The sequence below is a fragment of the Ruegeria sp. C8 genome (assembly GCF_056537565.1).
This window is the reverse complement of record NZ_JBQFRV010000019.1, coordinates 39,566-52,353: the sequence shown is the minus strand read 5'-3', so window position 1 is coordinate 52,353 and position 12,788 is coordinate 39,566. Positions and strand designations below refer to the sequence as shown.

The 12,788-nt window shown below is 58.6% G+C and carries 11 protein-coding genes; 4 read left to right on the top strand and 7 right to left on the bottom strand.

Annotated features, from left to right (window positions below; all coding sequences use genetic code 11):
* Positions 1–4: 4 nt before the first annotated feature.
* Positions 5–592: a shikimate kinase gene (locus ACR0KL_RS19745; protein WP_170677770.1), complete on the top strand. Its 588-nt coding sequence runs from the start codon at positions 5–7 to the stop codon at positions 590–592.
* Positions 593–1,705 (top strand): 3-dehydroquinate synthase, encoded by a 1,113-nt coding sequence (aroB, locus tag ACR0KL_RS19740; RefSeq protein WP_170677773.1) that lies wholly within the window; start codon positions 593–595, stop codon positions 1,703–1,705. It abuts the gene before it with no gap.
* Between the two features lie 9 nt (positions 1,706–1,714).
* Here aroB and ACR0KL_RS19735 read toward each other — a convergent pair whose 3' ends face one another.
* Both ACR0KL_RS19735 and ssb read right to left on the bottom strand, forming a co-directional pair.
* Positions 1,715–2,785, bottom strand: coding sequence for a site-2 protease family protein (locus ACR0KL_RS19735; protein ID WP_480777415.1), 1,071 nt, complete (start codon positions 2,783–2,785; stop codon positions 1,715–1,717).
* Between the two features lie 18 nt (positions 2,786–2,803).
* Complete coding sequence (ssb, locus tag ACR0KL_RS19730) at positions 2,804–3,307, bottom strand: single-stranded DNA-binding protein (protein WP_170677777.1); 504 nt, start codon at positions 3,305–3,307, stop codon at positions 2,804–2,806.
* Between the two features lie 203 nt (positions 3,308–3,510).
* Here ssb and ACR0KL_RS19725 point away from each other — a divergent pair, with 203 nt between their 5' ends.
* Positions 3,511–4,089 carry a lytic transglycosylase domain-containing protein gene (locus ACR0KL_RS19725; RefSeq protein ID WP_170376744.1) on the top strand — a complete coding sequence of 193 codons (579 nt, stop codon included), beginning with the start codon at positions 3,511–3,513 and terminating at the stop codon, positions 4,087–4,089.
* Positions 4,090–4,170: 81 nt separating this feature from the next.
* On the opposite strand, the gene ACR0KL_RS19720 is transcribed toward ACR0KL_RS19725, so the two are convergent.
* From ACR0KL_RS19720 to miaA, 5 genes are all read right to left on the bottom strand, one after another.
* Positions 4,171–6,258: a dipeptide ABC transporter ATP-binding protein gene (locus ACR0KL_RS19720; protein WP_170551194.1), complete on the bottom strand. Its 2,088-nt coding sequence runs from the start codon at positions 6,256–6,258 to the stop codon at positions 4,171–4,173.
* A gap of 92 nt (positions 6,259–6,350) precedes the next feature.
* The gene (locus ACR0KL_RS19715; protein WP_170469726.1) at positions 6,351–7,814 is read right to left on the bottom strand and encodes an ABC transporter permease; all 1,464 of its coding nucleotides are present in this window, start codon (positions 7,812–7,814) and stop codon (positions 6,351–6,353) included.
* A 14-nt stretch (positions 7,815–7,828) separates the two neighbouring features.
* Entirely contained in the window at positions 7,829–8,875 is a 1,047-nt protein-coding gene (locus ACR0KL_RS19710; protein WP_170376750.1) for an ABC transporter permease, read from the bottom strand.
* 122 nt (positions 8,876–8,997) lie between these two features.
* The gene (locus ACR0KL_RS19705; RefSeq protein WP_170677778.1) at positions 8,998–10,668 is read right to left on the bottom strand and encodes an ABC transporter substrate-binding protein; all 1,671 of its coding nucleotides are present in this window, start codon (positions 10,666–10,668) and stop codon (positions 8,998–9,000) included.
* 351 nt (positions 10,669–11,019) lie between these two features.
* Positions 11,020–11,913 (bottom strand): tRNA (adenosine(37)-N6)-dimethylallyltransferase MiaA, encoded by an 894-nt coding sequence (gene miaA / locus ACR0KL_RS19700; protein ID WP_170677779.1) that lies wholly within the window; start codon positions 11,911–11,913, stop codon positions 11,020–11,022.
* A gap of 85 nt (positions 11,914–11,998) precedes the next feature.
* On the opposite strand from miaA, the gene pyrH reads away from it, so the two are divergent.
* Complete coding sequence (pyrH, locus tag ACR0KL_RS19695; protein ID WP_170469717.1) at positions 11,999–12,742, top strand: UMP kinase; 744 nt, start codon at positions 11,999–12,001, stop codon at positions 12,740–12,742.
* Positions 12,743–12,788 lie beyond the last annotated feature (46 nt).

Here is a 12,788-nt window from a genome sequence, read left to right as displayed (position 1 = left end):
TTAAATGAGCGAAATTAAGCATAACACACACGCGGCAGGCACACAGGGCCGGTTTGATCTGCACAAAACCGTTGTTCTTGTGGGCATGATGGGGGCCGGAAAGACGGCTGTGGGTCGCGCATTGGCCGTGCGGCTGGGTGTTCCTTTCCTCGATAGCGACGCCGAGATCGAATCAGCCGCCAATATGACCATCCCCGAGATTTTCCAGCGCGACGGAGAGCCGTTTTTTCGCGCCAAGGAAACCCAGGTTATCGGTCGCTTGCTGGATGAGCAGAAAGGTATTCTATCAACGGGTGGCGGCGCGTTTCTGTCCGAGGGCAACCGCGACATGATCACCGAACGGGGTGCCTCGGTTTGGTTGCGGGCCGATCTGGATGTGTTGTGGAACCGGGTGCGGCACAAGGATACCCGCCCATTGCTGAGGACGGACGATCCCTATGCGACGTTGAAGGCGCTGTACGAGGCACGTGTGCCGGTCTATGCCGAGGCTGATCTGACGGTGGCCTCGGACGGGGAGACCTCGATCGACAATATGGTAGACCGCGTGGTCGACGCCCTGTTGGCGCGACCCGATGTTTTGGAACGAAATTAGATGCATCAAACCGTACATGTGGAATTGGGCGAACGCTCGTATGATGTCGAGATTGGCCCAGATTTGCTGGCGCAATCCGGCGCGCGGATCGCACCTTTGCTGCACCGTCCGAAGGTTGCGGTTCTGACTGACGAGAACGTCGCGGCCTTGCATCTTGAGGCCCTGCGCGACGGGCTTGCGGCCGCGGGGATCGAGATGTCCTCACTGGCTTTGCCCGCAGGTGAGGCGACCAAAAGCTGGCCGCATTTTGAACGCGCGGTTGAATGGCTTCTGGCCGAAAAGGTCGAACGGCGGGACATCGTCATCGCCCTTGGTGGAGGAGTGATCGGGGACCTCGCAGGTTTCGCTGCCGCTGTGCTGCGCCGTGGCGTGCGTTTCGTTCAAATCCCGACCTCGTTGCTGGCGCAAGTCGACAGTTCGGTCGGAGGTAAAACCGGGATCAACGCGCCGCAGGGCAAGAACCTGATCGGAGCGTTTCATCAACCCTCCTTGGTGCTGGCTGACACCTCGGTTCTGGGCACGATGACCCAGCGTGATTTCCTGTCTGGCTATGGAGAGGTGGTCAAATACGGGCTGCTGGGCGACGCCGATTTCTTCGAATGGCTTGAAGGGAATGGGACCGATGTCTCCTCAGGCGATATGGCCGCGCGGGTGCGTGCCGTGACACGCTCGGTTCAGATGAAAGCTGACATTGTCGCACGCGACGAGACCGAGCAGGGCGATCGCGCGCTTTTGAACCTCGGGCACACATTCTGCCACGCGTTGGAGGCCGCGACGGGCTATTCCGACCGGCTGCTGCATGGCGAAGGCGTGGCCATCGGTTGTGCGCTGGCCTTTGAATTGTCGGCACGGCTAGGCCTGTGTTCGCAGGAAGACCCAAGCCGTGTTCGGGCGCATTTGAAGACCATGGGGATGAAAACCGATCTGGCCGATATTCCCGGTGATCTTCCCGGAGCCGAGGCCTTGGTGGACCTGATGGCGCAGGATAAAAAGGTGATCGACGGTCAGTTGCGTTTCATTTTGGCGCGAGGGATCGGTCAGGCCTTTGTCACCTCGGATGTCCCGCGTGAGGCCGTCCTATCGGTGCTGGAAGATGCGTTGGCAACCGTCTGACGAGGGCGGTCAGCGTCCTCGGATCACCATCAACTCACCGATGTTTTCGCGGGTAATATAGCCGATCATAAGCCCGGTGCGATTGATCACGGCGACCGCCGGCGCGCCTTTGTGCAACCCGTCCAAAACCTTTGCCAATCCAGCGGTCAAGCCGACCTGCGGGATGTTACGCTCCATGATCGAAACGGTGGGGTCAGAGCGTGGGTGGTCGCCGGCCAGCGCCTTGAACAGGTGGTCGCGGGTCACGAAGCCCTGAAGGTGGCCGTTGTCGTCCAGAACCGGAAACTCATGTTGCGTTGTATGGATCACGGCCTGCGCGGCAGTATTCAACGTGTCCTGAGGTGACAGCGCGTGGAATTCGGTGATCATCGCATCGCGCGCCAAAACATGCCGCGTGGCCGAGCGCAGCGCAACATCCTGACTTTCCGCATTGGCCGCGAAGAACACAAAAACCGCAATCACAACGAGGATCGGGTTGCCCGAGCTAAGCCCGTAAAACCCGAGCCCTACGGCAAGCATCTGACCGCTTAGCGCAGCGACGCGCGTGGCTGTGACCCGGTCCAGACGAAGGCAGAGGAGGGCTCGGAAAACGCGACCACCATCCATCGGGAAGGCGGGGATCATGTTGAACGCGGCAAGCAGAAGATTGATATAGGCGAGACGATCCAGCATCCCGATATTTGCGGATTCTATCTGGCTAATCGTCTCAAAGGGCATCCCCGCACCAAACCCCACCAGAACCAACCAGATCGCGACGTTCACTGCCGGACCGGCAAGAGCCACCCAGACCTCTTGCATCGGTTTTTCCGGCATACGCTCCAACCGGGCCAGACCGCCGATGGGCAACAGGGTGATGTCAGGGGTTTTGATGCCGAAGCGGCGCGCCATCAGGGCGTGACCGAACTCATGCGCCACGACACAGGCGAACAGGGCCAGCACGAAAATCAGGTTCTCGATCGCAGCGGGCCAACCTCCGCTGGAATAGGCCGCAAATCCGACCCAGGCCAACAACAGGAAAAAGGTGACATGGACCCTCAGTTCGGACCCGAGAAGTCGGCCGAGAGCGAAGGACCATGCCATGTTGTGTCTCCGTTTCGTTTAGAACGGAATCTCGTCGTCGTCGATTCCGCCGGATGCAGGGGCAGGAGAGCTGGACGGTGCGCCATAAGGATCGCCATAGCCGCCACCGGCTTGACCACCGCTATAGCCGCCCGACTGACCGCCACCATAGCCGCCGCCACTGCCTTCGCCGCGGCTGTCCAGCATCGTCAGTTCGCTGCGATAGGGACGCAGGGCAACTTCGGTCGTGTATCGATCCTGGCCCGACTGATCCTGCCACTTGCGGGTTTCAAGCTGGCCTTCGATGTAAACCTTGCTGCCTTTGCGCAGGTATTGTTCTGCCACCCGAACCAGCGGTTCAGAAAAGATGGCGACCTGATGCCATTGCGTGCGGTCCCGGCGTTCACCGGTGTTGCGATCTTTCCATGTCTCGGATGTTGCAACGCGCAGGTTGCACACTTTCCCGCCATTCTGGAACGACCGCACCTCAGGGTCGGCACCAAGATTGCCGATCAGAATGACCTTGTTAACTGAACCCGCCATGTAGTTCCCCGTTCTGTATTGATCTGCATGCGCCGAATCTGGCGCTGAATATGCCAGAGACCCTATACGGCCTGCATCAGGGTGAAAACACGTTGATGACACAGTGTCGGACAAGAATCTGCTTGCCCCGTTCTGCACGCTTTTAATTCAAGCGGCGGGACCATATACTCCGCTTGTTTTTGGATCGGGCAGGATAGGCATTTATGCGGTCTTTGGTTTTAGGTTTTGTCGGTGTGTGTCTGCTGCTGACCACGGCCCCGGTGCAGGCCCAGACACTGTCTACCAAGAATAGAAAAGACATTTTCCTCAAGCAATCCAAAGTGTTGGATTCGCGCGCGGCGACGCAATATCGCGGGTCCGAGCGGCTCAAGCCGAAAGTGGCGCAGGGGCGGTTCGACAAGCGCTATACAGGGAAATATCGGGGAGAATACCTGAAGCTTGCCCGCCAAGCCGCCCGCCAACACAACATCCCGGAAGAGCTGTTTTTGCGCCTGGTGCAGCAGGAAAGTGGCTGGAACCCCACAGCGAAATCTCACAAAGGGGCCCTTGGTCTGGCGCAGCTAATGCCGCAGACGGCCCAGCTTTTGGGTGTAAACCCGCATGACCCCAAGCAGAACTTGGAAGGCGGCGCGCGGTACCTGTCATGGCAATACCGCAAGTTCAAGTCGTGGCCCTTGGCGCTGGCGGCTTACAATGCAGGTCCAAAGGCCGTTGAGAAACACGGCGGCATTCCGCCTTACGCGGAAACCCAGAATTACGTGAAGGTGATCTGGGGCGGATAAGGCGCAGAACGCCGCAATTTGACAGTAGTATTCAACGAAAAAGGCCGGTCATTGACCGGCCTTTCAAGTTCGTACAAGCGCCTATTCCGCAGCGATTTTGATTACGGGCTCCATTCGGGCCAGAACATCCTCGGCCAGATGGCATTTGACCTGATGGCCATCGGCCAGAGTCTTCACAGGCGGGACATCGGATTCACAACGCCCGTCCGGCACCTCGGATTTCCACCGGCAACGCGTCTGAAACGGGCAACCCGGCGGTGGGTTCATGGCCGACGGAATATCGCCCTCCAGCACGATATGCTGTTTCTCGATCGAGGTATCTGCAATCGGAACCGCGCTCAGCAGCGCTTCGGTGTAGGGGTGATACGGGGGCGAGAAGACCTGATCGGTCGTTCCCAGTTCGACCACGTGGCCGAGATACATCACCATCACACGGTCGCTGAGATAGCGCACGATCGACAGATCATGGCTGATGAACAGCAAGGTGGTCTTGTGTTCGCGCTGGATCTCCATCAGCAGATCGGTCACGGCCGCCTGCACCGACACATCCAAGGCCGAGACCGGCTCATCCGCCACCACGATCCGTGCATCACCCGCAAAGGCGCGCGCGATTCCGACACGCTGTTTCTGACCGCCCGAGAGCTGTCGCGGCATCCGGTCCGCGAAAGCGCGGGGCAGTTTCACTAGATCCAGCAGTTCTAGCATGCGCTTCTTGCGCTCAGCCTCGGAATTGCCGACCCCGAAGATCTCAAGCGCGCGGATGATCTGTCGCCCGACAGTCATGGAGGGGTTCAGAGTGTCAAACGGGTTCTGGAACACCATCTGCACTTCACCCACGGTCTTGGCGTCGCGTTCCTCGATCGGCACGGCCTCGATATTGCGGTTGTCCAACAGGATTTGCCCGTCGGTCGCCGTTTCAAGCCCCATCAGAACTTTGGCGAAGGTGGACTTACCGCAACCGGATTCGCCGACGATGGCCAGGGTCTCGGATTCATGAGCCTCAAAACTCAGGGTCTCGTTGGCCTTGACCACTTTGGTTGTCCCGCCTCCGAACAGGGCATTGGCCGCCACCTCATAGTATTTCTTGAGGTTGTCCATCTTCAGAACGGTCCGCCCGATCTCGCCCTTTTCCTTTTGCTCGCCAACGGTGATCGGCGCGTTCCAGTCGATCTCTTGGAACTTCAGACAGCGCGTGTGGTGGCGATCATTGCCCGGCACCGCCTCCATGAGGATGTTCTGAGCGTCACAGCGGCCTTCTTCGAAATAGTCGCAACGCGGGCCAAAGTTACATCCCGGCGGACGTTCATGCGGCAGAGGGAAGTTCCCTGGAATAGCCACCAGCGGGCGCGCGTTCTTGTCGGCACCAGGCAGGGGGATCGACCGGAACAGCGCCTGTGTATAAGGGTGCTGCATCTCGTCGAACACATCGTGGATCGACCCGCGCTCGACCGCTTCGCCCGAATACATCACGCACAAGCGGTCGCAGGTTTCCAGAACCAGCCCAAGGTTGTGCGAGATAAACAGCATCGAGGTGCCGTATTTCTTGCCCAGATCTTTAACCAGTTCGACCACGGCCGCCTCAACGGTCACGTCGAGCGCTGTGGTGGGTTCGTCCAAAATCAAAAGGGCAGGCTTCGACATCAACGCCATCGCAATGACGATCCGCTGCTGCTGACCGCCCGACAACTGGTGCGGGAATGAGTTCAGCATCCGTTCAGGGTCTGGCAGGCGCACATCGGTGACCACCTCCAGCGCACGCGCATAAGCCTCTTCCTGACCGACGCCTTCATGGATCATCGGCACTTCCATCAACTGCTTGCCGATCTTCATTGCCGGGTTCAGGGATGCCATGGGCTCCTGATAGATCATTGCGATCTCATTGCCGCGAATGTCGCGCAGTTCCTCGGTAGTCATCTCACCGAGATCGCGCCCCTTGAACTTGATCGAGCCGCCGACGATGCGCCCGTTCTTGCCCAGATCCTGCATGACACCCAGCGCCACCGTAGACTTGCCGCAGCCGGATTCACCAACCAATCCGACAGCCTCACCAGGTTGCACACTGACCGAGAAATCCATAACGGCGGGAATTTCTCTCAGCCGGGTGAAAAACGAAATCGAAAGTTTGTCGATCTCTAGAATAGGCCCGTCATAGTCCGCCAGTTTGTTCATCTTGTTACTCCTCGCGAGAGTCCGGGGGATCCCCTTCATCTGGCTAAAAATACCTCGGGGGTCCGGGGGCAGAACCCCCGGCCTAGATCACATCAGTCCTTCAGACTTTCTTCGCGCAGACCGTCTGCCAGCAGGTTCAAACCCAGAACCAGGGACAACAGTGCCAAAGCAGGCGGAAGGGCAGGGTGCAGGTAGATCGAGAGCAGCTTGCGCCCTTCGTTGATCGTCGAGCCCCAGTCCGGGCTTTCGGGCGGCAAGCCCAGCCCGAAGAAACCCAAGGTCCCCAGAAGGATGGTTGTATAGCCAATCCGAAGACAGAAATCGACGATCAGCGGACCACGCGCGTTGGGCAGAATCTCCCAAAGCATGATGTACCACGGACCCTCACCACGCGTCTGGGCCGCAGCGACGTAGTCGCGGGTTTTGATATCCAGCGCCAACCCGCGCACGATGCGGAACACCGTGGGAGAGTTCACGAAGACCACCGAAACGAACACGACCAGAATACCGCCCGGAATGTCGAACAAATCCAGATAGGTCGGCAGACCCCAGACGCGGTAGCTGTCTGTGCTGATGATGTAGCCTCCGGTCGAAATCAGCGACAAGTAGAACCACAGCGCCACGCCTAGGACCCCGATCAGCAGAGGTGTTCGGAAATTCGGACGCGTGTAGTAGCGCGAATTCAGCAGGACACCGAGGAAGATGATCGGGAAGACAAACAGTATTGCCGCCATATAATTCGGCACACCGGTGGCCACGATCTCGGGTGTCACCAACAGGTAGAACAGCAGGATCACAGGGAAGGCGAGGATCAGGTTTGCAAGGAACGACAACAGCGTATCCAGGCGACCACCATAGTACCCGGCAGGCAGGCCAAGTGTGATCCCAACCATAAAGGCAAACATCGTGGCAAGCGGAGCGATCTGCACCACGATCCACGCTCCCTTGACCATCCGGCTGAATACGTCGCGGGCCAGATTGTCTCCGCCCAAAAGGTACCAGGCGTATTGGCCGTCCTCCAGATTGGGCAACGGCGTACCGGGCACCTTGTTTTTCATCCCCGAGATCTGTGCCAGCGGGTCATGTGTCACGATCAGATCAAGCGCGCCGAAGATGCCGGTAAAGACCCAGAACATCACAAGGCCAAAGCCGATCATGCCGATTGGGCTGTCGAAAAGCTTGCCGTAAAGACCCAGCTTGCGTTTGAACGCGATTGACATCGCATACAGGATGATAAGCGACAGCCAGACTGGTAGAAATTGCTGCGAAATCGCACCAATGATCCCGGCGCTGGTACCCATCAGGATGCCCAGCACGACATAGGCGACCGCGATCGCAACGCTGGCCATAAAGCTATAGCGCAGCGCGGCTTGGATCATGTTTCGCAGGCCCGAGCTTGACGTCAATGTTCCGTCAGGGTTCACCGTCATCTGATCCTCGGGCAGCACAATGCTGGCCAGCATCCAGACGACGATGGACAGGGCCATGACACCCAGTGCCAGCGCGAGTAACGGGTTGAGGAAGGCGATAGAGCCGGTCCAGGTAAGTGGTTCCATGATCTGACCCTCCCTTAAGAAATGCGAATGCGCGGGTTGAGGTAGACATAGCCGATATCCGAGATCAGCTGCGTCACCAGAACCACGAAGACCGACACGACCGAGATCGCCAGCAAGAGCTGGATGTCATTGTTCCCCGCCGCCTGCACCAGTGCCCAGCCAAAGCCCTTGTAGTTGAACAGGGTCTCGACGATCACCACGCCATTCAGCAGCCATGGGAACTGCAACATGATGACGGTGAACGGCGCGATCAGAGCGTTCCGCAGCGCGTGTTTCATGACGATATTCGGGAACGAGACACCTTTGAGGCGCGCGGTGCGGATATATTGCGCCGTCATCACCTCGGTCATCGAGGCGCGGGTCATGCGGGCGATATAGCCCATCCCGTAAAGCGCGATCGTTAGCACCGGTAAGAAGAAGTTCTCGAACGTCGGGTTCTCCATCGCTTGCGTCGCCGTGCCCTTGAACCATTTCAGGCCCACAGCGGATGACGTGAAGATCGCGATGAAGATCACACCCGAGACATATTCCGGCGTCGCGGTCGTTGTAATGGCAAAGGTAGACAACGTCCGGTCCGTGGCCGACCCTTCTTTCATCCCAGCCAGAATGCCAAGGATCAGCGCCGAGGGAACCATCAACAGCATCACCCAGAACATCAGTCGGCCTGTCAAAGCCAGCCGGGTGCCGACGACTGTCCCGACTTCTTCTTTGAAGACCGTCGAATACCCCCAGTAGCCCTGAAGGATGCCGCAGAAATTAGGAGACTCTTCGGCGGTTTTGCCGGGTAGAATGCATCGGCCCTGAACAGTGCCGTCTTCATTCGTGTGCCGGTATGAGGGCAGAACGCCCAGCCATTCACCGTATTTTATGGGCGTCGACTGAAGATATCCGCCTTTTTCCAAAAAGCTCTCGACCTGTTCATCCGACATCCGGAAATTGCCCTGCGTTTTCGCTAGCTTTTCCAGGTTCGGGTAGAGATTGGTGAGGAAAAAAACCAGGAATGTCAGGCACAATGCTGTCAGCAGCATAATCCCCACACGCCTTAAAATGAAAAGTCCCATGTTAGCCCCTGTTGGTCGGCTGGCGTGGACGGCATTCCGCCTCACGCGTTGCTATTCTTATGGTCGCCGTATTGAGGACGAAGGGCCGCGCCAGTGCGGCGCGGCCCTTTTTGTGTTTTGGGTCAGGAGGTCAGGCCGAACTTGTAAAGCTGCGGCAGGTCCGCGATGTGCTTTTCGACACCGACCATGTTGTCGCGATGGTGGCGCATTGCAGTCCGCCAATAAGGCTGAATGACAACACCTTCTTCGATCATGATCGCCTGCAGTTTCGCCATCACCTCGCGGCGCATGTCGACATCAGCGAGCGAGTTCGCCTCGGCCAGCAGCGTGTCGAACTCTTCGTTGGAGAAACCGGACTCGTTCCAAGCGACGCCAGATTTGTAGGCCAGCGCCAGGATTTGCGTACCCAGCGGGCGGTGGTTCCAGTTGGTCGAGGAATATGGGTACTTGGTCCAGTCGTTCCAGAAGGTCGAGCCCGGCAGAACAGTGTGTTTGGCCTTGATGCCCGCGTCGTTCAATTGAGCCACAACTGCCGCAGTGGTATTTCGGCGCCAGTCATCGTCGATGGACTGCACTTCGTGCTCGAAGTCAGCCATGCCTGCTTCTTCCATCAGGGCCTTTGCTCCGGCCGGATCGTAGGGGATGCGGGTGATCGACGAGTCATATTCCGGATGCATCGGGCCGACATGGCTGTTTTCTGCCGGAATGCCGTAACCGGACATGCCGAGTTCAAGGCAAACCTCGTTATCCACCGCCATGGCGAGGGCCTGACGGACCCGCTTGTCGCCGTAGATCTTGTTGCCGTCCGCATCTTCTGCCAGCTGGTTCGGGCGGATCACGATGGTAAAGCCCGACGGGATTTCCGAGCGGACAAGACCGATGCCGTCGAAGATGTCGACGAATTCACCGACCGACTCCCAGTTCATGTCGATCTCTTCGGCCTCATAAGCGGCCAGGAAGGCGGCAGGGTCGGTGCCATAGTCGATGAATTCGATCCGATCTATGTAGCCGCCTTTGCCCGCTTCGTAGCCCCACCAGTCGAAGCCTTCGTTGCGGACCAGAACGCCCTTCACGCCGACCTCGTGGCTTTCGGGAATCATGAAGCCTGTGCCAACCGGGTTCGACAGCATGTCATTCGGGTCAAAGCTGCTGTGGACGATAGCACCCGGATAGTCTGCCATGCCGGGGATGATGGTGATGTCCGGCGTGTTGCACTTCAGTTTAACGGTGTGCGAATCGATAACGGTAATGGCGCCATCAGAGGCTTTCTGGGTGCTCTCATCGACCAGCGACGCCATGCGCGAGGCCATCGAGTTGCCTTCCAGCGACGCATCGCACCAGCCTTCGATGTTGCGAGCCACGTCTTCGGCAGTGAAATCGTCACCGTTGTTCCACTTGACGCCCTTGCGGACGTTCAGCGTGTATTCAGTGGCGTCGTCATTGGCTTCCCAGCTTTCCAGCAACATGGGCTTGAACGTACCGTCGTTGTTGTACTCGACAAGATACTCCAACCAGCCCGCCGTGAAGGTCGCAATCTGCGTCCAGTCATAGGTGCGCGGGTCTTTGAGTGCGCGGACTTCCATCTGATATCGGATGGTGCCGCCTTGCTGCGGCTCAGCTGCGGCTGCGGGTGATTGCAGACCGATCATGCCGTAGGCAACCGGAGCGGCAACACCCAGTGCGGTGACGCGGGCCAGAAACTCGCGGCGGCTCAGATTGCCGTCGCGGTATTCCTGGGCGTGCATCTCTGCGGCCCAGTGCACCGACGTTCCCTTTGTTGTATGGTTAGTCATGAATGTCTCTCCCTGTGACATATTTGTTTTTTTGCATGGAATAAACGAACCTAGCCGGCGTTTTTCAGGCCAAGGCGAAGGTCGAAGGGTTCGGTTTTTTGAACGTTGGAATTCCCCATGTCGGTATTCGGCAACAGAATCCGAAGGACGTCAATGTTCGAATGCGGCATGAAGAGCAAAAAAACGACATGTCTGGGCGGTTGTTGCGCATCACGTGCCCTGTGCTTCTTACCCATTCCCAACGCGGGGCATGACGCCAACTCATGGAAGCCGAGCGCCGTAAGTACTGGAAATATTGGTTCATTCCGACTGGCAGCCAGATTGGTTACGGGGAATCAACCGCGTTTCGTATCAGTTTGATAAATCGAGGTGATTCCACGCCTTCATGCGCGCCCGGAACCATGTGCGCTGGCGTTTGGCAAACTGACGGGTCGAGATCGTGGCCCGTTCGCGTGCTTGCTCCAATGTCATTGAGCCATCAAGATAGGCCATGAGTTCCGGCACGCCGATGGCCTTGCAGGCGGGTAGCGACGGATCATAGCGGTCCCGCATGGCCGCAACCTCGTCCAGAGCGCCGCTCTCTAACATTTGATCGAACCGACGGGTGATGCGGTCCAGCAGCCATGATTTGTCGACGTCAAAGACGATGGGCACCGCGTCCTGCAGGGGCAGCACAGGCGGCGGAGTGTCGTCCTGCCAGGAGGCAAGGCTGCGTCCGGTTGCCTGCTGAACCTCCCACGCGCGCTGAACGCGGGCGCGGTTTTGGGTGTCCAGCCGGGTCAGGGTCTCGGCATCCACGCCAGCCATCAGCTGAGCCAAGTCCATCTGATCGGCATCCTGACGCACATGCTGAGGGGGCGGTGGTATCTCTGCCATTCCTTCCGTCAGAGCAGTGAAATACAGCCCGGTTCCACCAACGATGATCGGGCGCTGGCTGCCCGTCAGCAGCGGTGTGACCTCACGCAGCCAGTGGCCGGTGGAATAATCCTGATCAAATGCGACGTGACCATAAAGGCGATGCGGCGCGCGGGCTTCCTCGTCCGGTGAGGGGCGGGCCGAAATCACCTGCCAGCAGTCGTAAACCTGACTAGCGTCGGCGTTGACGATCACCCCTCCGAACCTTTCAGCGATGCGCAGCGCCAGCTCGGACTTGCCCGAGGCTGTCGGGCCAGCGATCAGAACCGGCTTGTCATCCGGTATCTCGGGGAGCCGGTCCCAAATCGATGCGGTGGGGTGATTGGTCATGGTCCCTCAGTATCCGCATTGAACCTGCGGTCGTTTTGCTTCATTTTGCGCCGGAAAATAAACCCGTGCCAGCCCGGAGCGCAATATGAGCCTGACCTCGTCCCCCAACACCCAAAAGCCCAAGTATGATCGCGTGATGCTGAAGATTTCCGGCGAGGCGTTGATGGGTGATCAGGGATTCGGCCTGCATCCGCCGACCGTCCAGCGCATCGCGCAGGAGGTGAAATCGGTCCATGATCTGGGCGTCGAGATTTGCATGGTGATTGGGGGCGGCAATATCTTCCGCGGCCTCAGCGGCTCGGCCCAGGGGATGGAGCGGACCACGGCCGACTATATGGGGATGCTGGCGACCGTGATGAACGCGCTCGGGATGCAGTCGGCGTTGGAAGAGATCGGGGTATTTACCCGCGTGATCTCGGCCATCCGTATGGATGAGGTCTGCGAGCCGTATATCCGCCGCCGCGCCGTGCGCCACCTTGAAAAGAAACGGGTTTGTATCTTTGCCGCTGGTACGGGCAACCCGTATTTTACCACTGATACGGCCGCGACCCTGCGCGCGAATGAGATGGCCTGTCAGGCGATCTTCATGGGCAAAAACGGCGTGGACGGGGTGTATGACAAGGACCCGAAAGAACATGCCGATGCAAAGAGGTACGACACGGTTTCTTACGACGACGTACTGGCCAAACGGCTGCGGGTCATGGATGCTTCGGCCATTGCGCTGGCGCGTGACAACAACCTGCCGCTGATCGTGTTCGGTCTGGATGAGCCGGGCGGCTTCCGGGGCATTCTAGCCGGTGAGGGGACCTATACCAAGGTTGAAGGCTGAGGCGCGCGCTCAGCAATTACCGTTCACTCTACTCATCGAAAGGCTT